Genomic DNA, 24,637 nt, shown 5'->3' with positions numbered 1-24,637 from the left:
AAACGATCGCTCACCAAAGTTTAGTTTCTGTTGAAGTTATTGAAATTATCAAAGTGTTAGCGCGAAGTTTACTATTTCAAGGCTGGAGACAATAGCTCTTGAGCCCAAGTCGTCGCTTCGTCATAAGCTTGACCAAGTTGAGCTTCACTCAGTTTGAGAAGCTGGCGAATACGAGTCGCTTCTTCCCAACGAGCTTGCTCATACGCAATCACCATCGCCAATACAGCACCTAACACACCTTTACGTTGAATCAAGGCTTGTTTGATCTCGATGTCGATCGGCACTGAATCGAGTACTTGTTTCAATGGTTGGTCAAAGAGTGAGTCCAACAGAGAGAACATACCGGTCAAAAAGGCTTGTCCAGGCTCAACCTTAACATTCATCTTCTCAACCAAGAGTTCACACTGACGTGCGCGTATTACCGCTAAGCCATAAAGTGAGTCCGGCTTATCTTCTTTCGCGGATGCGATAGCCACCAGTGAAACGAACTTACGCAGTTTCTGTTCACCAAGGTAAATAAGCGCTTGGCGGAATGAACGAATCGTTGTTGGTGAACCGCCAGCGGAGTTTACGTAGGTAAGTAGCTTATACGACATGGTCACATCGAGCGTAATCAAACGCTCTACTTCACCAAAGTCGATAGGGTCGTGCGCAATCTCTTTTAACAGCTGAACGGTCGTCAGGAATGCCGGGTTGAGCGCACGCGTTTGGATCATCTCTGGCTTGCTAAAGAAATAACCTTGAAAGTAGGTGAAGCCTGCTTTTTTCGCTTCTTGGTATTCTTCGTACGTTTCTACTTTCTCAGCAAGGAACTTGATATCTAGCCCTTTGAGAGAGTTCATAAACATCGCTGCTTTGGCAATTGGCGTCAAACGGATATCGAACTTGATAATTGAAACGTAGGGTAAGAAGCGCTTCCAAGCTTTACTTGGCACAAAGTCGTCTAGCGCAATGGTATAACCCGCGTCAAAGATGGTTTTGATTGCTTCAAGTAATTCGTCTGTTGGTTCGCAGTCTTCAAGAACCTCAACAACGAGGCTTTCTTTGGGGAACAGAGTAGGGACTAAGTTGATTAGGCTTGCATATGGGAAGTTCACGAACCCAAGCTTATCACCCAACGTATTATAGTGGGTCGATAAGAAGTGATCGGAAAGCAAACGGCTAGTAGCGAGCTCCGGCTCTACTTCAGGGAAAGTGTTCTTAGGACCATCCCTGAATAGCAACTCGTAACCTATGGTTTTCTTGCCTGTGTCGAGTATTGGTTGACGCGCTACGTATGAATATTTCAACTTGGTACTGTGTTCGGTTTATTTCTGGTAGAGAGATAATAGCTAATTCACTAGAAATTACCATACACTTTCTAAGAAAGTCTGACCGACAATAATAATCAAAGTGAAAGTTTAAGCGTGATGTTAAAAGCTATTGCTAAACGCTCGATTCTGTAGTTCAAAACTTTGCGGCGTGAACACCAGCACTGAGCCTTGCGTATACCAATCGCCAAGTACGATACGGGTTTTAGTGCAATTGTTAGCATTGAATGTATGGATGTCTGGGCGGTGAGTATGGCCGTGGATCATCAGATCGACATTGTTTCGTTCCATCACATCTTCGACTTCTTGCTGTGTCACATCCATGATGTCGAGAGACTTGGTCTGCTTGTCATCTTTGATATCTGATTGAACCTTTGAAACAATTTTCTTCTTGATGAAAAATGGAATTCGGTTGAAGACCCATTGTAACCATGGCTGATGCACTTTTTCGCGAAAGGCGAGGTACTTTACATCTTCAGTACATAGGGTATCTCCATGCAATACTACCGCTTTTTGCCCGTAGATATCGATCGTAGAAACTTCGTCGAGAAGTTGTACGCCCGTTTGCTTAGCAAATTTTTTGCCGACTAAGAAGTCGCGGTTCCCTTGAGTAAAGTAACAAGGCACGCCTGTTTTCACTAAGTCGATAAACGCTTGGCGGATAGAAGTCGCGAATTCACTCTTATCATCGTCACCAATCCAGAATTCGAAAAGGTCACCTAATACGTAAAGTGCATCCGCTTCTACGGCTTCTTTCTTCATAAAGGTTAAGAAGCAGTCTGTGATGTCTTCTCGTGACGGAGAAAGGTGCAGATCTGATATAAAATATGTTTTCATAGGTCTAAAAAAAGGGAGCGATTCGCTCCCTATATCCTGATTTTATCGGCTCATCAATACTAACCGAAAGCGATGAATTAAGCTTCGATTGTAGTACCAGTGATGATCACTTCTTCTAGAGGTACATCTTGGTGCATACCCATAGAACCAGTGCTAACACCTTTAATCTTGTTTACGATGTCCATGCCTTCAACAACTTCTGCGAATACACAGTAGCCCCAACCGTCTAGGCTTTCGCTACGGAAGTTTAGGAAAGAGTTGTCGTTAACGTTGATGAAGAACTGAGAGCTCGCTGAATGCGGTTCCATAGTACGAGCCATTGCTAGCGTACCAACTTTGTTCGCTAGACCGTTGTTTGCTTCGTTCTTGATCGTTGCACGAGTTGCCTTTTCTTTAAGGCCAGAAGTCATGCCGCCGCCTTGAATCATGAAACCATCGATAACACGGTGGAATAGTGTGTTGTCGTAGAAACCGTCACGGCAATACTGTAGAAAGTTTGCGCTTGTTTCTGGTGCTTTTTCTTCGTTAAGTTGAACTTTGATATCACCAAAATTTGTGTGAAGGATGATCATGATTGTTACCTTACTGTCTTTTTAATATGAAGTTCGAATTCTAGCGCATGTTGGCAGACTTTCAAATCACCAAATCATTAACTTAACTCGGATGTTTGAGGTAATTCCTGCTTTTAGGGATTACCTATTAAGGTATGACTTGTTATACTGCGAGCTTATTTTGATTAATCCATAAAATAGATAGAGATCATGCTGAAGATATATAACACGCTCACAAGACAGAAAGAGGAATTCAAACCAATTACAGCTGGCAAAGTCGGCATGTATGTCTGTGGGGTAACCATATACGATCTCTGTCATATTGGTCATGGTCGTACGTTCGTTTCTTTCGACGTAGTAACTCGTTACCTTCGTTACCTTGGTTACGATTTGAATTTCGTTCGTAACATCACAGATATCGATGACAAAATCATCAAGCGCGCTAACGAAAACGGTGAGTCTTGTGACTCTCTGACTGAGCGTTTAATCGGTGAGATGCACGCTGACTTTGATGCATTGAACATGAAGCGTCCAGATGTTGAGCCTCGTGCGACAGAATACATCACTGAAATCATCGAGCTTGTTGAAAAGCTGATTGAACGTGGTTTCGCATACGTTGCAAGCAACGGCGACGTGATGTTTGAAGTAAAGAAATTCGACGAATACGGTAAGCTTTCAAAGCAAGACCTTGATCAGCTTCAAGCGGGTGCTCGCGTTGATGTTGAATCTGCAAAACGCAGCCCACTAGACTTCGTTCTTTGGAAGATGTCTAAGCCAGGTGAACCTACATGGGAATCGCCATGGGGCCCGGGTCGTCCAGGTTGGCACATCGAATGTTCAGCAATGAACTCGTCTATTCTTGGTAACCACTTCGATATCCACGGTGGTGGTTCAGATCTGCAGTTCCCTCACCACGAAAACGAAATCGCACAGTCTTGCTGCGCGCACGGCACTCAGTATGTAAATACTTGGATGCACAGTGGTATGGTGATGGTAGACAAAGAGAAGATGTCTAAGTCACTAGGTAACTTCTTCACTATCCGTGACGTGCTAGCACATTACGATGCTGAAACGGTACGTTACTTCCTAATGTCTGGTCACTACCGTAGCCAGCTAAACTACAGCGAAGATAACCTAAACCAAGCTCGCGCATCACTAGAGCGTCTATACACGTCACTTCGTGGCCTAGACCTTACAGCCGCTCCTGCCGGTGGCGAAGAGTACGTGACTCGATTCTCTACAGCGATGAACGATGATTTCAACACACCTGAAGCTTATTCAGTACTGTTTGAAATGGCTCGTGAAATCAACCGTATCAAGCCTGAAAGCATTGAAAAAGCAAGCGGACTGGGTGCATTGATGCGTGAACTAGCAGACATCATCGGTATTCTTCACCAAGAGCCAGAAGCCTTCCTACAAGGTGATGCGGCAGGTAACGACGACGAAGTGGCTGAAATCGAAGCGTTGATCAAACTGCGTAACGACTCTCGTGCTTCAAAGGATTGGGCAAATGCCGACCTTGCACGTGATAAGCTAAACGAGTTGGGTATTGTTCTGGAAGATGGCCCAGAAGGTACGACTTGGCGTCGTAAGTAAATCTTATAAAAAGGGCTGATTTTCAGCCCTTTTTTCTAGCACGAATTCTCTATTTTCACCTTTTCTATCTTCAACTTTTAATTAACAGGAATATTTCTGTGGCTCAGATGTATTTTTATTACTCGGCAATGAATGCGGGTAAATCAACAACGCTTCTTCAATCTTCATTCAACTACCAAGAACGTGGCATGACGCCAGTAATCTTTACGGCAGCTTTGGACGATCGCTATGGTATCGGTAAAGTGAGCTCACGAATTGGTCTGCAATCTGAAGCTCAGCTGTTTAAAAATGACACCAACATGTTTGATGCGATCAAAAAGCTCAATGAGGAAGAAAAGCGTCATTGTGTTTTGATCGATGAGTGCCAATTTTTATCGAAGGAGCAGGTGTACCAATTAACAGAAGTGGTTGATAAGCTGCACATCCCTGTACTTTGTTACGGCCTACGTACCGATTTCCTGGGTGAACTGTTTGAGGGTAGCCGTTACTTACTGTCTTGGGCAGATAAACTTGTTGAGCTTAAAACAATTTGTCACTGTGGCCGTAAAGCGAACATGGTAATTCGTACCGACGAGCACGGTGTGGCGATTGCTGAGGGCGACCAAGTGGCTATTGGCGGTAACGACAAATACGTTTCTGTTTGCCGTCTGCACTACAAAGAAGCGTTAGGTAAATAAGCAGCTCTATTTGCTAACGCGAAAGAACGAAAAACGGTGACCAAGTGTCACCGTTTTTGTTTATTGGGCCTGTGTTTTGCTTTCTTCCAAGCCGAGCTTTTATTTTATTTCCTGCCGAGCTTTTACTTTGTTCAAAGTCTAACTTTTGCTTATTCGAAACCGAGCTTCTTCAATGCTTGATAGGCGTGGTCAACGTCGTCGGGGATCGGCATCTCAATCTGAAAGCCTTTCTCTGGGTAGGATTTGATTCGCTCGTAATCAGCAATTAATGCGCCTAACACCATATCTAACGGCAACTCTTCGTTAAAGTAATCATCCCAAGTTTGCCATCGCGACGTCACGGTAATCTCGGAAGTTTCGTCAGGCCATTGTTTACTGAAGGTTGCGTAGGTACGTTTCTCCATGAAGGGCTTCTGAACTAAGGTTAGCCTCTTCGGCGATAACCCTTTTTCTGTCAGCAACTCATGAGTGAATCGTACATTTTCCCCAGTATTTGTTGCGTGTTTCTCTATGATAATGTCAGAGTCAGGCACGCCACAATCTCGTGCGATAGAAGCGAATGTTTCTGCTTCTGAGCGTTCAAAGCTTCTTTCGGTAAAGCGTCCCACACCGCCAGAAAAAACGATGTAAGGCGCGATCTGTTGGTGATAAAGCTCGGCTGCATATTCAGCTACGCGAGTATCGTTGCTACACAATACAAAGATACAGTCGGAAGGCGTAACCTTGTGACCCATCGACATAAAGTTCCAAAGGGTGTCGACTGAGCGATGCAGTTTTATGTTGGGATTTTTGTTAGCAATAGATTGTTCAGTCATGAAGTGCGTCCAGTGTGGATTCGAATTTAAATGAATAACCTAAGTCGAGAATCTTCTTCGAAGAGATTAACTTGTCTGGGGTATCAACAACAGCGGGCAGAGGCTCACTGCTGTTGGCGCTTTTCAGTGCCGCGGCATAAAACTCCGCCTTACTGACTGTATTTGGTGTGGTCACGTTAACTATTTCATTGTGCAGTTGACTGATAGCGAAATCGACAGCACCAATTGCATCATCAAGGTGCAGCATGTTGGCTGGAGCTTGAGTGCTGACTTGTTTTAACTTGCTTGCGAAGCGTGATGGGTGACGGCTTGGGCCGATTAAGCCACTAAAGCGAAGAATGGTGTAGTCGATACCGGAATCAATCACTGACTGTTCAGCTTGCAGCATGATTCGTGCGTTATCGGAAAATAAAGACGCGTGCTCGTTATCTGAGGTCGAAAGGGGGAGTGATGCATCCAGCTCGTTCAGCACACCCGGCTTAGTTGGGTATACCGTAGTTGAACTAACCATAATGAGCTTTTTAATGTTGGCCTTTTGGCATGCATTGGTGAGTTGCTGCCAGTAGTCGGCATACTCTTGTCCTGCTCCTTTTCTAAAGCCAGGAGGGAAGCTGCCAATCACAATTTCAGTGTTGTTTTCGAGTAACAATGAATAGAGTCGCCCGATAGTCTGTTGTGGATCGGATGAATCAAAGCTAAACACTTCACATGGAATTTGTTCGCTACCAATGGCATCTGCTCCCGCTTGGGTCGTTTTCGTGACCACTACTCGGTTACCATGTTTTTCTAAATGTTCAGATAAAGGTGCACCTACCCATCCTGCACCGACAATAAATATAGAAGCCATGTGTTCCTCACAACTGCAAATGACGAATTTACAATAAGCCTAACAAAGCTTTGCCCAAAAATGAAAAAACTCCACGGCCGAAGCAAGTGGAGTTTTTACTAGAACAATGGAGCTTTAGTTTAGTACGCGAAGAAGCTTGTCTGCGCGCTCTGCCATCTCGATACCTTCATCTGTTAGGTAACCGCCGTCTGGCTGAGTACAAAGGTTTTTTTCGAATAGGCGCTTAACAGCGTCTTGAGTTTCTTGAGCAGCCTCTTGATGAACTTTAATTCCAGTAGCTGCACTACTTACATCAAATTGAAGAAGGAGGTTTAAATCAGCAATATGTTCAGCGTTGTACTTCATAATTAACCTATATATTCATAACGTTCTCTACCTTCACCTTAGTGCGCATTCTCGGCTCAGGCAATAGCAAATAAAGAGAATTGATAAGTGATACCAAATTGATTGATTAATCATCGAGTGATGAGTTTATTTTGGTTATATTGGGTGATTTACACCCACTTAAATCATCAGTGATGTTTATTGCTAAGTGGTTGTAATATATTGTGACTAGAAATAATTTGCATTGAGCGAATATTGTATTAAAAGGATATGCATAAGTGAGAGCGAACAAAGTAGCATTAATGATCAGTATGCTATTTGCTATCTCAGGTTGTCAAAGCACACCCTCAGAGCAGACAGACGCGAACCAAACCACAAACAACAATAATGAATCGACAATAGAGGTCCGTTCATTTCAGTCTGTCCAAAGCGTTTACTCCGAATGGGAAGTTAAGCTTGAAGACCATGCTCAATTGTCTCTCTATGCACCAGAGAATTACAATGAACTATTAGACGCATGGGATGATGCTGAAAGCATTTATGCGGACTTACTGAAAGACGAAACTCGGATAACCAAGAGTTACTCCATTTTTTCGAGCCTAACTTACGCTGAAGCCTTCGATGAAAAAATCGCTTTGATCAAATCAAACTATGACTCAATCTTAGTGTTAAAGAAGAAGGCTGACCGAGTACTCGCTGATTCGATTGTCCAAATGGATTACCTGAAGTTTCTTGGCGCAGATACCATGTTTACCTCGAGCTACAAACGCTTGTATTCAGAATACAGCGAGTTGTTCGAGTATGTGCTGGTCGATGAGCTTGAAGACGCTCAAGAAGCGCAGGTGGAATTTCTTAACAATGCTCGCTTATTAGAAGTTAAAGTGGCGCATAAGAAATACATCGAACCTTTGAAGAACGAATTAGAGTTCTTGGAAGATGAAGATTTTGATGACGTTGCTCCGCTTACCTTTGCTAAGGCAGCATCTCAAATTGCGTTGGCCGAAAGCCAAGTGAAAGCTAGCCCTCGTGAAAAGTCGATCATTGAAGACGCGGTTCACGCTGCAGAGTTTGAATTGAACCACGTGCGCAGTGTCGCTCATGAAGTCAAAGTGCTGGCGAGCGTAAAAGGCGACCAGTTCGAACAGTCGGTTTTGAATGCCGAGAACCAGCTACTGAGCATTTCACAAATCGTTAATGATGAAGATTACCGTGATGTTGGTTTACGTCAGCAATCACAGAAGATAGTAGCGAGTGTTAAGGCGTTAAAAAGCTCTGATATGACAGGGCTTTTAAAGTCAGAGATTGAAACTTTGACTGAGCAATTGGCTAAGCTGGAGTCTGAAAACCAGAAGCAAGCGCAGCAACTGTCTGAAGCAACCAAGCACAGTGAGTTGCTCGGTGAGCAGATTACCAAGAGTGATGCTCACATTAAAAGCTTAGAAGAGTTAGTGGATAGTTTGAAAAGCTTAGGTGGCAAAGTGGCCAACGAAAGTGACTCTGGTGTGATGTCCCCGGCTGTTGAATCTACTCTAGAGGATTCAACCCTAGAACAATCATCAGAAGAAGTGATTGAACCTTCGGTTTAGCATCACTAATTTCTTTATTTGTGATTGAGTTAAAAGCGCCTTAGGGCGCTTTTTTACGTTCTGTTGATCTATGTCAAAATCTAGAAATAAAAGCGCTCTGTGAGCCATTTTAGTGTACGTTATTCTTTTGGTTTTAACGTAACTTGTTGATATTTATAGGTGTGTTATTTTCTATGCTGATAACTAATCATTCAGCAGAGTTTTCTTTTTACTACTAAAGTCGTATGAATTTGGAATAACTCGGACTATTTGCTTTCAACAAGGCTGTGAGAGCTATTTTGTGCCTAAAATAGCTCTTGAATTCAGAAATGAAAGAGAGGATTATCGCGCTCCCGACGACATGTTTCAAAATGTAAATCATCATGAATCTAAACCAATTTGACTCATTATTACCGCCACAAATGGCTGAGCGCGCTGCAGATATTGGCGTAGGTAAAGCAACCAAAGATCCAATCAAATCTTTTCTCCTAGCGATTTCCGCTGGCATACATATCGGTATTGCGTTTGTGTTTTACACCATCGTAACGACTGGTGCTGGTGATTTGCCGTGGGGTATTACTCGCTTATTAGGTGGTCTTGCATTTAGCTTGGGCTTAATTCTCGTTGTTGTTACCGGTGGTGAGCTATTTACCAGTTCGGTGCTGACTCTGGTTGCTCGTGCAAGTGGCAAGATTACTTGGCGCACGCTCGTTAAGAACTGGGCTACGGTTTATATAGGTAACTTGATTGGCGCATTGCTGCTGGTGGCTTGTATGTTACTGACCAAACAGTACATGTTCGACCAAGGCCAAGTGGGTTTGAATGCAATGGCGATCTCTCAACATAAGATGCACCATGATTTTATCCAAGCTATCGCGCTCGGCATCATGTGTAACGTATTGGTTTGTATCGCGGTATGGATGACGTTTAGTGGACGAACACTGACTGACAAAATTGCAGTACTGATTTTACCTGTCGCGATGTTTGTATCATCGGGCTTTGAGCACTGTATTGCGAATATGTTCCAAGTTCCTTTAGCTATCGGTATCAAAACATTTGCTCCAACTGAATTCTGGACAATGACAGGGGCTAATCCAGCAGACTATGTTGACCTAAACATGATGGACTTTCTGATGAACAACTTGCTGCCCGTTACTATCGGTAACATCATCGGCGGCGGTATCTTTGTTGGCATGTGGTATTGGTTGATTTATTTACGCGATTAATAAAGATGGCGGATCAACAAAGCTTGTGTGACTAGCTCAGTGACAAGATTAGTTAAAGCTCAGAGTGGAAACACTGAACTGACTTATGACATTTACAAGACGGCCTGCATTGCAGGCCGTTTTTTATTTGTGGAAAACCTACTTCTTCATCATCTCTAATGATCATCTGAAAATTCAACAGCGCTGATTACCATGTGTGTATATGTCTTTGAAATCACCCAAAGATCGAAGGCGATGATCTTTCCTTGGGTCGAAATGGACAAAAAAGGATCTATATTGATTTGGTTATCCACAGTTTCTGTGGATAACCTGTCTCAAATTCAGTGAGTAACCAGATCTAAGTGGAGTAGGGAGGTTATTTCGAAGGCTGTATTTGAGCGAGAACTCGCCCTTCTTTGGTTAAAGATGTCTTCAATGAGAGGTGAAGTGCAAGTGCTAAAGAGCAGCTCATCATCACGAAAATTGCCAGCATGATCATCAGTTGATACTTAATCGCGATCATCGGCGAAGCACCACCTAAGATTTGTCCCGTCATCATTCCCGGCAGCGTTACTAGGCCTGTGGTTGCCATAGAGGCCATGATAGGGGACATCGCTTTCTGTATCGCATTACGTACAAAAGGCGCAGCAGCATAAGTAGGAGACGCGCCTAACGCGATTGCGGCTTCATATTCTGATTTCTGTGTTTCAAAGGCACCAAACAGGTTCTGCAATGCCACTATATTACTGCTTAAGCTATTACCCAATAACATCCCTGCGATCGGGATAAGGTACTGCGCGTTAAAAACCGGTGTCGGTTTAATGATGAAAAAGCAGATGAACAAGACAATAGGTACACAAGTTACCGCAAGGCTAACGGCGACAGGAGCCAAAAGTAGGTTTCTTGGCAGTCTAGATTTTTCAACAATCGAGCTTGCACCGACGATAATCATCGCAAATAACCACAGCAAATTGACCCACAAACTATTCAAAGTGAACAAGTATTCTAGGTAAAGTCCCACCAGAAATAGCTGAATAACCATACGAATTATGCTGATAGAAGCTTCTTTGCCAAGGCCGAGTTTTAACTTGTGGTTGATGGTAATGGGTAGCAAGAGAAGTGAGCTGAAGAACAATAACTGCCACCAAGATATATCAATAACGTCTTGCATAATGTTTCCTTTTAAGTAGGTCCCCATCATATATGAAAGTGCCAAATGATGCATTTCAGCTTCTCAGCCGTTGCTTCAAAAGATACTCAATAATTTAACAATCAAACCACAAAATATTGGTTGTTTGAGGCATTTTTGGCTACTACTTAGTAGGTAAAACGTTAAAATTGGTTACAATACAGTTACGCAGGTGTTGGAATTTAACATTTGTGAAATATACTTAATTCTTCACATTTGTTAATACTTTTTAATAACTTTGTTTAACTAAAAACAACTTTGGATGAGCTCAAAAAAGTATTGATTAGCAAGGGTTATAACGGGAGATTTGATTGAACCCTACTTTGAGTATGGTCTAAAATTTGTCGTTAGATACTTAAGAACTTTAGCCCCATAGAATGGGTTACTCGAAATTACTAAATACAAAATAGGCAAAATGTATGAGTGATGTTAATAAAATTGAAACTAGCGAAAAACATTCGCTGGAGTGGAAGTCTTTCCTCTTCATCGCGGTGGTTCTCTTCCCAATATTAAGTGTGGCTTTTGTAGGCGGTTACGGCTTCCTAGTTTGGGCACTGCAAGTGTTTGTATTCGGACCTCCTGGTGCTCACGGCGGCATGTAATGCCCTCTAGTAACAACATTTTTTAAAATCAATATTTAAGAGAGCTAAACATGAAATCATTTTTAGTTAAATTATGGCGCACAATGACTCGCCCAGCAGTACACATCAGTCTTGGTGTACTAACTATGGGTGGCTTTATCGCCGGTGTTATTTTCTGGGGCGGTTTTAACACAGCTCTAGAGCACACAAATACAGAAGAATTCTGTGTAAGCTGTCACACCATGCGTGACAACGTATACGTAGAACTACAAGAAACGGTTCACTGGAAAAACACTTCTGGTGTACGTGCTACTTGTCCTGACTGTCACGTTCCACATGAATGGACAGCAAAAATCGCTCGTAAGATGCAAGCTTCTAAAGAAGTATTCGCTCAAGTATTTGGTGACCTAGATACGCCTGAGAAATTCGAAGCTCGTCGTATCGAACTGGCTAAACACGAATGGGATCGCTTCTCTTCGAACAAATCTCTAGAGTGTAAAAACTGCCACAACTACGATTCAATGGATTTCGAAAACATGCGCCCAACAGCGCGTATCCAGATGAAGAACGCGGCAGAGCGTGATCAAAGCTGTGTTGACTGTCACAAAGGTATTGCTCACAACCTTCCATTAGATATGGCATCAGCGAGCGGTATTGTTGGCGAGCTAGAAAACGTAGCAAGCAGCACATCTTACGCAAATGGTTCAGACGTGATCTCTATTCGTCACCTACCAATGTACACAGATGAAACAGCTGAAGTTGAAGCGGGTCTATTAAGCCCTGCAAGTAAAGTTGCGGTTATCGACGAAAAAGGCGACATGATCAAGATTCAAATCGACGGTTGGCGTAAAGCGAAAGGCTTCGGACGTGTAATCCAAGAAGACTTCGGTATGAACATCTCAACTGCAATCTTGACGAAAGAAGTATCTCAAAGTGACGTTATCACTGTTGGTGAGAAGAAAGAAGATGAGCTTACTGGCCTTCCATGGGAAGAAGTTAACCTAGCACTTTGGATGAAGAAAGAGTCTATGGTTGATAACTTCGATCCAATCTGGAACGCAGCGGGTCAAGCGTACCAATCTAACTGTTCAACGTGTCACTCACAGCCAGATGAAGCTCACTTCAGCGCTAACGGTTGGGTAGGCATGCTAGATGGTATGATTGCATTCGTTAACTTCGATACAGATACAGAAGCACTGGTTCTTAAGTATCTACAGAAGCACTCATCAGATTTTTCTGAAGGCCATCACTAATAAGACGTCAATTGGAGTAACACAATGGCAATTACAAGAAGAAGTTTTCTGAAAGGTGTCGCTACTACAAGTGCGGCATCGGTTATCGGTCCAAGCTTATTGGCGTCGGCATCAGCGTCTGCTGCAGAAACAGACGGCGCGTGGAAAGTCTCTGGTTCTCACTGGGGTGCATTCCGAGCTCGCGTTTACGCGGGTAAAGTACAAGAAATTAAACCTCTAGAAATCGATCAGCACCCAACAGAGATGCTGAAAGGTATTAAAGGTATTATCTACAGCCCATCACGTGTGCGTTACCCAATGGTTCGCCTAGATTGGTTGAAGAAGCATAAGTACAGCGCAGACACGCGTGGTAACAACCGCTTTATTCGTGTGACTTGGGATGAGGCACTAGACCTTGTTTACCGCGAGCTAGAGCGCGTACAGAAAGATTACGGTCCATGGGCGCTTCACACAGGTCAAACTGGTTGGAGACAAACAGGTCAGTTCCATAGCTGTACTAACCACATGCAACGTGCAATGGCACTTCACGGTTACTCTGTGAAGAAAATCGGTGACTACTCAACAGGTGCTGGTCAAACGATCATGCCTTACGTGCTAGGTTCTACTGAAGTTTACGCACAAGGTACATCTTGGGAACTTATCCTAGAAAACAGTGACAACATTGTTCTTTGGGGTAACGATCCAGTTAAAAACCTTCAAGTAGGTTGGACATGTGAGACTCACGAGTCGTTCGCATACCTAGAACAGCTGAAAGAAAAAGTTGCTAAGAAAGAGATCAACGTTGTTTCTGTTGACCCTGTTAAAAACAAAACAGGTCGTTACCTAGAAAACGAGCAAATGTACATCAACCCACAAACTGATGTGGCGTTCATGCTTGGTGTTGCTCACGTTCTTTACAACGAAGGCCTATACGACAAGAAGTTCATCGAAACTTACTGTCTAGGTTTTGAAGATTTCATCAAGTACGTTCAAGGTGAAACGAAAGACAGAGTTGAGAAGACGCCAGAATGGGCTTCTGCTATCTGTGGCGCAAGCGCGGACTCTATTCGTGACTTCGCTAAGATGCTGGTTAACGGTCGTACACAGATTCTTGTTGGTTGGAGTATCCAACGTCAAGAGCACGGTGAACAGCCTTACTGGATGTGTGCAGTTATCGCAGCAATGGTTGGCCAAATTGGTCTTCCGGGCGGTGGTATCTCTTACGGTCACCACTACTCTGGTATCGGTGTATCTTCAACTGGCTTCGCTGCTCCGGGTTCATTCCCGCTGAACATCGACAAAGGTCAATCGCCTAAGCACACTAACACTGATTACAACGGTTACAGCCGCGTAATCCCTGTTGCTCGTTGGGTAGATAGCCTGTTAGAGCCAGGTAAGAAGATCAAAGCAAACGGCGCAACAGTGACACTGCCTGACATCAAGATGATGGTATTCAGTGGTAACAACCCGTGGCACCACCACCAAGATCGCAACAAGATGCGTAAAGCATTCAAGAGCCTACAAACTGTAGTGGCTGTTGATTTCGCTTGGACTGCAACTTGTCGTCACTCTGATATCGTGCTTCCAGCTTGTACTCAGTGGGAACGTAACGATATCGATGGTTACGGCGCGTACTCTGGCCGTGGTTTGATCGCAATGCACAAGCTAGTGGATCCTCTGTTCCAGTCTAAGACTGACTTCGAGATCATGTCTAGCCTAACTAAGCGTTGGGGTCGTTACGACGATTACACGCGTGGTATGGACGAAATGCAGTGGGTTAAATCTCTGTACGACGAATGTCGCGCATCAAACGAAGGTAGCTTCGAAATGCCTGAGTTTGATGAGTTCTGGGAGAAAGGTTTCCTAGACTTCGGCAAAGGTAAGCCATGGACTCGTCACGCTTCATTCCGTGAAGATCCAGAGATCAACGCACTAGGCACGCCTTCTGGTTTCATCGAAATCACAAGCCGTACTGTTGGCAACATGGGTTACGAGCACTGTCAAGAACACCCAATGTGGTTCGAGAAATCTGAACGTTCACACGGTGGTCCAGGCTCTGACAAGCACCCGTACTGGCTACAATCTTGTCACCCAGACAAGCGTCTTCACTCTCAGATGTGTGAATCTGAAGAGTGGCGTGCGACTTACGCGGTACAAGGCCGTGAGCCAATCTACATCAACCCAGTAGATGCTAAGAAGAAAGGCATCAAAGATGGCGATGTAGTACGTGTGTTTAACGACCGTGGTCAACTACTAGCAGGTGCTGTTCTAATGGATAGCTACGCTCCTGGTGTTGTTCGTATCGAAGAAGGTGCTTGGTACGGTCCGATCAACGAGAAAGTGGGCGCGCTAGATACATACGGCGATCCAAACACACTGACTCAAGATATCGGTACGTCTGAACTTGCTCAAGCAACGTCAGCAAACACATGTTTGGTTGATTTCGAGAAGTTCCAAGGCAAACTGCCTCCAGTAACTTCATTCGGTGGTCCAATCGAAGTTTCTTAAGTCTTGTCTTAAGAACCAAGATTAAAGCTTGAATTAAAGCCCCTGTAAGCACTCTTACAGGGGCTTTTTGTATTTTTGATATCAGTGTTGGTGTTTCTAAATAAGCATTATACAGGGCTAATAGAGGGCGTTTTTGAGACAGGCTGTAACGCGCTGTTTGAGAGAGGTGGTAGAAGCAGTGAAGCAGGAAGGGAATGTAAAAAGAACCTGTGGAAAGACTTAAGCAGGCGGAAACAAAAAGGCCGATACAAAGTACCGACCTTACAGAAGCCTATGGAGTTAACTCTACTCAAGTTAGATCTCAAATATAAACCAGTAGCTATAAGCACAGATTAGTGCGGGCACACTAGAGTATAAGGTCGCGACCAGTGCCGCTTTGGGAGCCATCGCAATCGCAGGGAATAGCGCGTCACCATCATTTGAAATTGCGTTACCTACCTGAGCCGAAAGTGGCAGGGCGCCTGAAAGGTATAAGCTAGTGACCAATAATTGCGGTCCACAGCCCGGTAGCAAACCCATCAACACGCCAGCCAGGGGGAGCATGATGCCCCAGCTTGAGAATAGCGTCGCAAAATCAACATTTGCTATCACAGAGCCAAATTCAAAGAAAAGAAAGGCAACCACCACCCAAGCGGTGACAAAGTTTGTATCTTGAGCGGTCTTTTGCAATGGGTGAGAGCCTATACACTTTTCGTCCTCACTCACGGCTGATTTGTAATCCTCAATTTCCCGAGTGAGGCCCCATAGAAACATCGAGCTGATCAGCAAAACTGTCCCCGCCCATTCCATCGACATTTCAGGCAAAGCGAGCAGCTCGTTCACATCGACTTGAAAAGAGCCAAGTAGGGCAACGGCAGCACCCGGAATAATCAGTACAGACCACAGGTAACCTTGCAGGTTTATCGCTTTTTTAGAGACCGATTCTTTGTCTTGAGATTGAGAAGCACAGCTGCTCACCACTTCATTTTTCTCTGCTTTTTTTGGGCGTAAGAAGTCGTCTGCGTGAAACAAGTTAATGATTCGGCCTGACGCAGTACCCACAATCACGCCCATCGCCATCATGGTTAAACCTGTCTTAGGCTCGCTCGCTATGAGCAGGAACGCCGCGTCACCCATGGTTGAGACGAGCACCGCAACTACCGCACCAAATCCGAGTTTTCCCGAGATAAATTGTGTGGTTACCACTATCGCACCGCCACAGCCGGGCAACGCGCCCATGAGAGCCGCGAATACCACTTGGTTTGAACGAGATTGATGGACGAGCTTATTGAAGACGTTATCTTTGTTTATGTACAGACTTAACCAGTGGTAAATAGCCAAGGTTAAAGCAACATAACAAGACACTGCCCAAAACGCGTCTGACAAAGTAGTCACCGTCAGCTCTCGTGTAGCTGGGGCTGCAACCAAAGCTGCAAGTGAGACAGGCAAAAGCAGGCGCTTAAATGACAGTGAAAACTGAGTTGTTTTCGCAGCACTACTGCTTGGCAAAAAAGAGATTAGTCGATCCATAGGTGTTACTCAAAATTAGTGGCTTAAGATAAATATATACGAATGATAATAATTATCAATTGCATTTGTTGTTTTTTTATCTATTGTTACTATTGGCTAAACCCACGAAACATGACCAATCTAAAAAAATGAGGTAAAGTATGGCTAATAAAGAGAGGCTCTAAAGGTAGAGTCATAATTGTTAGTGTAATAGGAAGAAACATGATTTTAGTTGTTGGTCACAAAAACCCTGATAGTGACAGTATTTGTAGTGCGTTAGTTGCAACTGAGCTTCTTAAGGCTCGTGGCGAGGAAGCGACACCAATTCGCCAAGGCGAGATCAACCGCGAAACTCAACACATTCTAGAAGTCGCTGGTGCTGAAAAGCCAGAGCTTCGTACTTCTGTTGCTGGTGAGAAAATCTGGCTAGTAGACTACTCAGATCTAGCACAAGCACCAGATGATGTTGCTGATGCAGAGATCGTAGGTATTGTTGATCACCACCGTCTAGGCGACGTGATGACAGTAAACCCAATGGAAGCTTGGATCTGGCCTGTTGGTTGTACAAACACTGTACTTTTCAACATGTTCAAGATTGAAGGTCACGCAATCTCTCAACAAATCGCTAAACTAATGATGTCTGCAATTCTTTCAGACACAGTTGGTTTCGCTTCTCCAACATGTACTCAAAAAGACAAAGACGCGGTTGCTGAGCTTGCTGAAATTGCTGGCGTAACTGACGTTGATGCATTCATCAAAGCGCTTCTAATCGCAAAAACAAACATCGAAGGCCTATCTGCTGCACAGCTAGTAGAAAAAGACCTTAAAGGCTACCCATTCAACGGTCGTGATGTTGTTGTTGGTCAAGTTGAACTTGCGACTCTTGAGCAAGTAGACGGCATGATCGAAGCGCTAGAAGCTGATCTTGAAGAGCGTTGTGAGAAAGACGGTCTAGCGTTCGCTGCGGTAATGCTAACAGATATCACTACTGCTCAAACTCGTCTTCTATACAAAGGTGAGTGGGCTGAGAAATTGGTTAAGCACGAGAAAGGCGGCGTATTAATGATGGAAAATACACTAAGCCGTAAGAAGCAAGGCTGGCCTTGGCTACAAGGTGAGCTTGTTTAATCAAGTCGCTTAATATTAAACGCCTGCTTATTTAGCAGGCGTTTTTCTTTGAAGTAGACTTTCTTCTTCATCGATAATGTTTGAAGTTAACAACACTCGGCATAAAATAGCTTTAAGAGCAAAGTTACTGACTAAAGTAGGAAATTAAGATGACTACACAGCTAGACGATAAAAAAATCGCTGAAATCAACAAGTATACGGGCGAGCAACGCCTGAAATACTGTGTGAAAGAAATCGTAGCAAACCGTGAAGTATGGATCTTAACCGATGAACACGGTTGTGTAATGCTGAACACAGAAGATGAAGATTGTGTTCCAGTATGGCCAAACCAAGAGTTCGCAGAATCATGGGCAACGGGTGATTGGTCTGAGTGTAAAGCTGAGTCTATTTCGTTGAACAAATGGCACAGTCGCTGGACGAACGGTCTAGAAGACGACGAACTTGCTGTTGTAGTATTCCCGAACGAGCAAGAAGAAGGCGTTATCTTGTTCCCGGATGAGTTCGACTTCGAATTGAAAAAGCAGGCAGCTAAGCGCTAGTTCTTTCATAATACAGTAACATCGTAAGTCAGCGTTGCCTTTCTTAGGCAGCGCTATCATTCAATTATCCCATCTAAGTTACTTCCAACGTATATTCGTCAATACCCAATCAACTGATACAAAGGCGCTTGCTGTGCGGCTTTAGAAGCTTGCTGAAGCACACCTGTTTTGCTGTATCTCTTGAGTATCTTTCGAACGATAGGTTTTACTTCAGATTTTGTCATTCCAGCTTTCAATTCTGGTTCATACAGCAATTGCAGTAGCACTACGTCTAACGGCGATAATAAGTCTTCTGGCGTGTGGTCGTTGAAAATAGAAGGGTAGGCTTTATCTGAATCATTCGGCAGGCCTAGAACTTGTGTGATCTCTTCCACGATACAGGCGACCAGCTTACCTCGCGATCTTGCCTGATCAACCGGGATTACAATCCCAGCGTATACAATCTCGCCTTTAGAATTGGTTCTATAGCCCGCCGTGCAGATGGCGCTATTTAAATGTTGAGTTGATTTGAGCTTGAGCACCGATTTCGCCTCAGATACCCACTGGCTCTGCCTTGTGTATATCCATTTAACGTTCGCTTCGGACTCTTTACTGACGATTGTTATTGGATGTTGGGTGACTTCAGATAAGTGTTTGATATGAAGCTCTGTGATCTCTTGATGCAGTTCCTCATCGCCCACTCGATGATCGATCCAAATCTTGATCGGTTGTTTCCACTTGGCGAGCGGTTTGTTGCCTTGGGAGTATTCGTGTTGAAGCGCGACGTTATAAAAGGCAGTTTCGACGAAGCTTCTATCTAGCCATGTGAGCGGTGTGCTTGTCGCGTTAAAGGACAACAGTACCAACAAGAGGGGAAGCATTGAAGCTGTTCGATACATACTTTTCCCCTCTGCTAAATGTAGCGTGATTCCAGGTTAGTGGTTCGGCGCTTTGGAGAAATGGCTCTCAACCAATCTTTGGGTGATTTGGTGAGTTGGATTGGTTAGCACTTGATCTGTTTCCCCACTCTCAACCACATTGCCTTCATGCATGACAATAATCTTGTCGGTAATGTGCTTAACAATACCGAGGTGTTGAGATACATAAACGAACGATACGCCCATCTCTTCTTGTAACTCTAAGAACAGATTGATGATTTGCGAGCGCATTGCCATGTCCAAACCATTTAAAGCTTCATCAGCAACAATGATGGATGGCTGAAGTATTAAGGCACGAGCCAAACAAACCCTTTGTTTCTGGCCTGCAGCAAGCATCTGAGGGTAGAAATACGCATGTTCCGGTAGAAGGCCTACGCGCAGTAGTGTGTCTTTCACACGACGCATACGAGCTTCTGGAGGCATGTTGGTGTTTCGCTTTAATGGACCTTCAAGAATTCGACCGATCTGAATGCGCGGGTTAAGTGACGTATTCGGATCTTGGAAGATCATTCGAATCAGCTTACAACGAGTCGAGTAGTCTTTGTGCTCTAGCTTTTCGCCATTCACGCGGATCTCGCCTGCGGTTGGCTCCACCATGCCTGCGAGCATTCTGGCTAATGTTGATTTGCCAGAACCATTCTGGCCGATAAAACCAATTGTCTGGCCTGCTTCAAGAGAAAAGCTAACTGGCTTCACCGCCTGATGAATCTTTTTACGGAAAAGACCAGAGCGAGTCGTAAAGTCTTTAGACAAATCACTGACTTCTAATAATGCACTCATGATTTCTTTTTCTTCTCCATATTCAGAGGGAAGTGACAGTTGAACTTATGGTTCTTGATACGTTTCGTATGTGGGATCTCGACACACTGCCTTTGTGCGTATGGGCAGCGAGGCCCTAATCGACAACCAATAGGAAGATGTTGCAGCGGTGGAATTGACCCCGGCAAAGACTGGAGCTTCTCCTTGTGGGGAATCCAGTCGTTAAAGTCTGGCATCGCTTTTAACAAAGCAACGGTGTACGGGTGCTTTGGTGCATCCAACAGCTTCGGTGTATCAGCGGATTCTACCGATTGACCACAGTACATCACGGTAATGCGAGTCGCCCATTGGGTAATGGTGGTTAAGTCATGGCCGATCAACACGATGGTGGTGTTATTGATCTGGTTCATACGACTCAAAAGACGCAATATTTGAGACTGTGTAATTGGGTCTAAATCGTTGGTTGGCTCGTCAGCAATCAAGACTTTTGGCTTGGCAGCGATCGCCATTGCGATCATGACTTTTTGACACTCACCATCTGTCAGCTCATAAGAGTAACTGTCCATTAGGCGAGAGTGGTCTTTGATGCCGACTTTGTGTAGTAATGCGATCGCTTGCTTCTTACGCCACTTAAATCGTTGCCACCAACGACCTTCAAACGAATGGGAAGGGATCGCTTCAACGAGCTGGTTACCTACTTTTTCAGAAGGGTCAAGACACGTTGATGGCTCTTGGAAGATCATTGCGATATCGCGGGCGATCACTCGGCGTCTTTCTTTCGGCGTCAGTTGCAGTAGGTCGATATTACCTAAGCGCATTCGGTCTGCAGAAACCTTCCAGTTTTCTTTACATACTCCGACGATCGCTTTTGCAACCAAACTCTTACCTGAGCCTGATTCACCTACTAAGCCGCGAATTTCCCCTTCATTGAGGGTAAGACTCATTCTATCAACGGCTTTAACCATCCCTTGAGGGGTCTCAATCTCGATGGTTAGATGTCGAATATCAAGTAAAGGCATTATTCGATTCCTGCATTTAGCGCTTGGCGAACACCTTCACCGACGAGGTTAATCACGATCACTGTAAACATAATGGCTAAACCGGGTAGGGTTACTGTCCATGGTGCGAGGTAAATCAGCTCTACAGAGTCACCCAAGATTGAGCCCCATTCGGTACTTGGTGCTTGAGCGCCAAGCCCTAGGAAACCTAAAGCCGTGATATCAAGAATTGCGACTGACAGTGCCAGCGTAACTTCAAGTGCGATTACGGTAAGAATGTTCGGAAGGATTGAATTCCATAGCAGGTAAAAATCGTTCGCACCATCAAGGCGAGAAGCCAGAATATAGTCTTTTTCTACTTCAGCATGCACGGCAATGTACACCGAGCGTATAAAGCGCGGGATCAGTGCCAAGCACAAGGCGAGCAAGATATTAAACTCGCCAAAGCCAAGGAATGCCACGAAGATAATCGCCAGTAGAAGAGATGGAATCGACATAACAGTATCAAGCAGGTGGTTTAGCGTGCTTGATAGTAAACCGCGCGTCATACCAGCAAGTACGCCAATCAGACAACCAATGACGGCTGCGATAAAGGTAATCACCACCGCGGCGCCGAACGTTAACTGAGAGCCAATTATTAGGCGAGAGAGAATATCTCTGCCTAAGTCATCCGTACCTAGAAAGTATTCTACCGTTCCCGCAGGATCCCAAGAGGGCGGCGTTAATAGGTGACCGGTTTGTTCTTGTGCATCATGCGGGGCTAACCAAGGTGAAGTGACGGTGACCAGAATGATAAGCACCAAACACCACAAGCCAAACATAGCTAGATTATTGCTGCGGAAGCTGCGCCAGAAACGTTCGAACTGGGTTGGAATCTGTTCTTCTTGGTAGACGTTATTTGTTAGCATACCATTCCTTCCTTACCAGTGGATTGATCATCGCGCCCAGTAGATCGGACAGAATGTTGGCGGTCAAAACCAAGGTTGCTACCACAATTACGCCTGCTTGAATTGAAACGTAATCTTGATTCGATAAGGCATCCAACAACCAACGACCAATGCCCGGCCAGTTAAAGATAGACTCGGTAACAATAGCAAGCGTTAACATACTCGATAGCTGAACACCGACCTTAGGAATAATCGGAGGTATCGCGTTTCTTAGCACGTGCTGCGTGATGATCTCTCTGGTGGAAAGACCTTTAATTCGCGCAGCGCGGATGTAGTTTTGTGTCATTACTTCAGCCACTGACGCTCTCATCAATCGGATGACCTGAGTCGTTGGCGCCAGTGCTAAAACAAGACAAGGCAACGCCATATGCTCGATAACACTTTGTAGTGCGTGCGCGCGGTAGCGACCTTCGGCAAAAAAGGCGTCAATCATCGCGAATCCAGTCACGTGTTCAATCTCGTAAAGTAGGTCGTATCGGCCACCAACTGGGAACATTTCAAAGTGCAGTGAAAACACCATGATCATCAGCAATGCGACCCAAAAGATAGGTGCAGAGTAACCAGCCATAGAGGTAAACGATATGGTGGTATCAACAAACTTACCCTGTCTCATACCAGCAATGGTGCCGAAAGGGATACCGATGATGAGTGCCAACACAAAGGCAAAGAAGCACAGTTCTAGCGTTGCAGGGAACACCAGGACCAACTCATCGATGATAGGCACACCGTGTTTGCTTAGGCCAAAGTTTAGCGTCGATAATTCAGTGATATAGCTAATCCATCCAGGCCAGAAATCTTGAATTGCCCATGGGGAGGTTTGGTCTAATCGAAGCAGAGAAAAACCCACTAAGGTTAGAATCCCTAGCGTAATAACGAATAAGTTTACACGTCTTAATGTATACCAAAACATTACTGCACCTCTCTTCTGACTTGATCAAAAGGTTGGGCATTGAAAGGACTTGCTTTAAAGCCTGTTAGCGAACGATCGTGCACGCGAAATTGCACGCCATGAGCCAGAGGAATCACAGGAACTTCTTCATTAAGAATATTTTGGGCTTGTCGGTACAAGTTCACACGGTGCCTTTGTTGATTTATCTCTAATGCTAAGTCGAGAAGGAAATCAAAGTCTGAATTACACCACATCGAGACGTTTAACCCTGCACGCTCAGAGCTGCATGAGAGCAGCGGACGTAAGAAGTTGTCCGGGTCACCGGTATTGCCTATCCAGCCTGTAAGCAACAAGTCTGTTGAGGAAATAGAGGACAACTGTGTGCGGTCAAATCGGTCGTCGGTATAGAGTTTCAATTCAATACCAATATCGGCTAAGTTTGCTTGGATAAGTTCTGCCGTTTTTCTTGGACTTGGATTGTATGCGCGTGGCTCTAGTGGTACCCACATTGAAAGCTCTAACCCAGGTTCAACGCCAGCTTCTTTGAGAAGCGCAACCGCATAGTTTCGGTCGTAGCGAACTTGAACGCTGTCTTTTTGGTGAGCCCAAGAAGTCGGAGGAAGCAAGGTGTAGGCTTTGGTTCCTGTACCGTAATACACAGAATCAAGAATGTTCTGACGATTGATGGCTAAGTTGAGCGCTTTACGAACTCGAGAGTCACGCAGTGCAGGGTGCTCAGTATTCAGTGCGATGAAAGAGACATTAACCGCCGGAGTAGCAGAAATCTTCAACTCTTCATGAGCCTGAATAATAGGGATTTGGCTAGAAATTGGTGAGTTGAGCACGTCACACTCACTACGCAGAAGCTTGGCAAGTGTGCCTGTTCCACGTTGCGAAGTATCGAACACAACTTGGTCCATTTGTACTTCACCTTTCCAGTAGTGCTTGTTCTTTTTCAAGCGCACTAGGTCGTTGATTTGGTATTCATCTAAGTAGAAAGGGCCAGTGCCGACTGGATTGGAATCGATTCGATTTTTCTCATCCGCTGCAATGAGCTGATTGGCATACTCCTTAGAGTGAATGACTGCATAGCTGGTGGCGATGTTATTGAGAAACGAATTGTCTGGGCGACTTAATTGGAATTTCACCGTTAGGTCATCAACTGCGGTGATATCGACAATCAGGTTTTTGAAGTCGATTCCGGCAAACCATGGGTATAGGCCGCCACCCACATAATGAAATGGGTTTGAACTATCAATGACACGTTCAAAGCTAAACACCACATCTTGTGCATTCATGCTACGAGTTGGGGTGAACCAGTCTGTGGTTTGGAACGCAACATTTGGGCGCAGTTTGAACGTGTATTCTGTACCTGATTTATCAACAGACCAACTTGTCGCTAAGTTCTGTTTTGGTCGGTACGTCATCGGATCAAGAGTGAGCAGTGTATCGAAGATTTGAGGACTCAGCGATTCTGCGGTAATGCCACTATCAACTAGCTGTGGATTGAAGGTACTAGGATTACCTTGGCCGCAATAAATGAAGCCTTTTTCACGGATTTGCTCGTGATTCACACTCTCACCACATCCAGCGAGAAAGCTCAACGTGCAGATGCTCAGTGATAGTCTTATTAGTGCTTTCATAAAAAGAAATACTTTTCGAAACGAGGCGTTAGAGGAGCCTCAAGATCCGGACAATTTAACATTTTATTTATTCGGCTCCAAATAATAATCAA

23 protein-coding genes are annotated in these 24,637 nt (G+C 44.5%); 9 read left to right on the top strand and 14 right to left on the bottom strand.

Annotated features, from left to right (window positions below; all coding sequences use genetic code 11):
* Positions 1 to 71: 71 nt before the first annotated feature.
* The 3 genes from AB4512_RS07705 to AB4512_RS07695 all read right to left on the bottom strand — a co-directional run bounded on the left by AB4512_RS07705 (position 72) and on the right by AB4512_RS07695 (position 2,719).
* Positions 72 to 1,289, bottom strand: coding sequence for an EAL and HDOD domain-containing protein (locus AB4512_RS07705; RefSeq protein ID WP_372174710.1), 1,218 nt, complete (start codon positions 1,287 to 1,289; stop codon positions 72 to 74).
* A 123-nt stretch (positions 1,290 to 1,412) separates the two neighbouring features.
* Positions 1,413 to 2,147: a UDP-2,3-diacylglucosamine diphosphatase gene (gene lpxH, locus AB4512_RS07700; RefSeq protein WP_017060274.1), complete on the bottom strand. Its 735-nt coding sequence runs from the start codon at positions 2,145 to 2,147 to the stop codon at positions 1,413 to 1,415.
* Between the two features lie 77 nt (positions 2,148 to 2,224).
* Positions 2,225 to 2,719 (bottom strand): peptidylprolyl isomerase, encoded by a 495-nt coding sequence (locus AB4512_RS07695; RefSeq protein ID WP_017060275.1) that lies wholly within the window; start codon positions 2,717 to 2,719, stop codon positions 2,225 to 2,227.
* 189 nt (positions 2,720 to 2,908) lie between these two features.
* On the opposite strand from AB4512_RS07695, the gene cysS reads away from it, so the two are divergent.
* Positions 2,909 to 4,294, top strand: a complete 1,386-nt coding sequence (cysS, locus tag AB4512_RS07690; RefSeq protein WP_017060276.1) for a cysteine--tRNA ligase — start codon at positions 2,909 to 2,911, stop codon at positions 4,292 to 4,294.
* Positions 4,295 to 4,392: 98 nt separating this feature from the next.
* The gene (locus AB4512_RS07685) at positions 4,393 to 4,971 is read left to right on the top strand and encodes a thymidine kinase (protein ID WP_017060277.1); all 579 of its coding nucleotides are present in this window, start codon (positions 4,393 to 4,395) and stop codon (positions 4,969 to 4,971) included.
* 149 nt (positions 4,972 to 5,120) lie between these two features.
* Here the strand turns inward: AB4512_RS07685 and AB4512_RS07680 are convergent, their stop codons facing one another.
* From AB4512_RS07680 to AB4512_RS07670, 3 genes are all read right to left on the bottom strand, one after another.
* Positions 5,121 to 5,786 carry a YdcF family protein gene (locus AB4512_RS07680; protein WP_032545711.1) on the bottom strand — a complete coding sequence of 222 codons (666 nt, stop codon included), beginning with the start codon at positions 5,784 to 5,786 and terminating at the stop codon, positions 5,121 to 5,123.
* The gene (locus AB4512_RS07675) at positions 5,779 to 6,633 is read right to left on the bottom strand and encodes an NAD(P)H-binding protein (protein WP_017060279.1); all 855 of its coding nucleotides are present in this window, start codon (positions 6,631 to 6,633) and stop codon (positions 5,779 to 5,781) included. Before AB4512_RS07675 ends, AB4512_RS07680 begins: the two co-directional genes overlap by 8 nt.
* A gap of 114 nt (positions 6,634 to 6,747) precedes the next feature.
* Complete coding sequence (locus AB4512_RS07670) at positions 6,748 to 6,978, bottom strand: TIGR02647 family protein (protein WP_017060280.1); 231 nt, start codon at positions 6,976 to 6,978, stop codon at positions 6,748 to 6,750.
* Between the two features lie 257 nt (positions 6,979 to 7,235).
* Between AB4512_RS07670 and AB4512_RS07665 the strand changes: the two genes are divergently transcribed.
* Together AB4512_RS07665 and focA are read left to right on the top strand one after the other, a co-directional pair.
* Positions 7,236 to 8,543 carry an ATPase gene (locus tag AB4512_RS07665; protein WP_081228765.1) on the top strand — a complete coding sequence of 436 codons (1,308 nt, stop codon included), beginning with the start codon at positions 7,236 to 7,238 and terminating at the stop codon, positions 8,541 to 8,543.
* Positions 8,544 to 8,905: 362 nt separating this feature from the next.
* Positions 8,906 to 9,748 (top strand): formate transporter FocA, encoded by an 843-nt coding sequence (gene focA / locus AB4512_RS07660; protein WP_372174708.1) that lies wholly within the window; start codon positions 8,906 to 8,908, stop codon positions 9,746 to 9,748.
* A 355-nt stretch (positions 9,749 to 10,103) separates the two neighbouring features.
* Here the strand turns inward: focA and AB4512_RS07655 are convergent, their stop codons facing one another.
* Complete coding sequence (locus AB4512_RS07655) at positions 10,104 to 10,898, bottom strand: ABC transporter permease (protein ID WP_048609403.1); 795 nt, start codon at positions 10,896 to 10,898, stop codon at positions 10,104 to 10,106.
* Positions 10,899 to 11,335: 437 nt separating this feature from the next.
* Here AB4512_RS07655 and torE point away from each other — a divergent pair, with 437 nt between their 5' ends.
* Genes torE through torA form a run of 3 tightly spaced genes read left to right on the top strand, consistent with a single transcriptional unit; the run spans position 11,336 to position 15,237 of the window.
* Positions 11,336 to 11,518, top strand: coding sequence for a trimethylamine N-oxide reductase system protein TorE (torE, locus tag AB4512_RS07650; RefSeq protein ID WP_017060298.1), 183 nt, complete (start codon positions 11,336 to 11,338; stop codon positions 11,516 to 11,518).
* A 50-nt stretch (positions 11,519 to 11,568) separates the two neighbouring features.
* Positions 11,569 to 12,750, top strand: a complete 1,182-nt coding sequence (gene torC, locus AB4512_RS07645) for a pentaheme c-type cytochrome TorC (protein WP_017060299.1) — start codon at positions 11,569 to 11,571, stop codon at positions 12,748 to 12,750.
* 24 nt (positions 12,751 to 12,774) lie between these two features.
* A complete protein-coding gene (torA, locus tag AB4512_RS07640; protein ID WP_017060300.1) occupies positions 12,775 to 15,237 on the top strand; it encodes a trimethylamine-N-oxide reductase TorA in 2,463 nt (820 codons plus the stop codon).
* A gap of 294 nt (positions 15,238 to 15,531) precedes the next feature.
* Here the strand turns inward: torA and AB4512_RS07635 are convergent, their stop codons facing one another.
* Complete coding sequence (locus AB4512_RS07635) at positions 15,532 to 16,746, bottom strand: putative manganese transporter (protein ID WP_017060301.1); 1,215 nt, start codon at positions 16,744 to 16,746, stop codon at positions 15,532 to 15,534.
* Positions 16,747 to 16,947: 201 nt separating this feature from the next.
* On the opposite strand from AB4512_RS07635, the gene AB4512_RS07630 reads away from it, so the two are divergent.
* Positions 16,948 to 17,853, top strand: a complete 906-nt coding sequence (locus AB4512_RS07630; RefSeq protein ID WP_017065328.1) for a manganese-dependent inorganic pyrophosphatase — start codon at positions 16,948 to 16,950, stop codon at positions 17,851 to 17,853.
* Positions 17,854 to 18,002: 149 nt separating this feature from the next.
* Entirely contained in the window at positions 18,003 to 18,392 is a 390-nt protein-coding gene (locus AB4512_RS07625) for a DUF2750 domain-containing protein (protein WP_004734596.1), read from the top strand.
* Between the two features lie 98 nt (positions 18,393 to 18,490).
* Here the strand turns inward: AB4512_RS07625 and AB4512_RS07620 are convergent, their stop codons facing one another.
* From AB4512_RS07620 to sapA, 6 genes are read right to left on the bottom strand one after another with little or no spacing between them, the layout of a single operon-like run.
* On the bottom strand, positions 18,491 to 19,270 hold the full coding sequence (locus tag AB4512_RS07620) for a DUF2927 domain-containing protein (RefSeq protein WP_029235328.1): 780 nt from the start codon (positions 19,268 to 19,270) through the stop codon (positions 18,491 to 18,493).
* Positions 19,271 to 19,306: 36 nt separating this feature from the next.
* Entirely contained in the window at positions 19,307 to 20,089 is a 783-nt protein-coding gene (locus AB4512_RS07615; RefSeq protein ID WP_017060304.1) for an ATP-binding cassette domain-containing protein, read from the bottom strand.
* Positions 20,086 to 21,087, bottom strand: coding sequence for an oligopeptide/dipeptide ABC transporter ATP-binding protein (locus AB4512_RS07610; RefSeq protein WP_372174706.1), 1,002 nt, complete (start codon positions 21,085 to 21,087; stop codon positions 20,086 to 20,088). The genes AB4512_RS07615 and AB4512_RS07610 overlap by 4 nt, the downstream gene beginning before the upstream one ends.
* Complete coding sequence (sapC, locus tag AB4512_RS07605) at positions 21,087 to 21,974, bottom strand: putrescine export ABC transporter permease SapC (protein WP_017065331.1); 888 nt, start codon at positions 21,972 to 21,974, stop codon at positions 21,087 to 21,089. Before sapC ends, AB4512_RS07610 begins: the two co-directional genes overlap by 1 nt.
* Positions 21,961 to 22,923 (bottom strand): ABC transporter permease subunit, encoded by a 963-nt coding sequence (locus AB4512_RS07600; protein WP_017060307.1) that lies wholly within the window; start codon positions 22,921 to 22,923, stop codon positions 21,961 to 21,963. The genes sapC and AB4512_RS07600 overlap by 14 nt, the downstream gene beginning before the upstream one ends.
* Positions 22,923 to 24,545 carry an ABC transporter substrate-binding protein SapA gene (gene sapA / locus AB4512_RS07595; RefSeq protein ID WP_017065332.1) on the bottom strand — a complete coding sequence of 541 codons (1,623 nt, stop codon included), beginning with the start codon at positions 24,543 to 24,545 and terminating at the stop codon, positions 22,923 to 22,925. Before sapA ends, AB4512_RS07600 begins: the two co-directional genes overlap by 1 nt.
* Between the last annotated feature and the right edge of the window lie 92 nt (positions 24,546 to 24,637).

The sequence above is a fragment of the Vibrio sp. 10N.222.52.B7 genome, from assembly GCF_041474275.1.
GTDB lineage: Bacteria > Pseudomonadota > Gammaproteobacteria > Enterobacterales > Vibrionaceae > Vibrio > Vibrio crassostreae_C.
The sequence above is the reverse complement of the archived record's forward strand: the minus strand, read 5'-3'. Positions and strand labels throughout refer to the sequence as shown.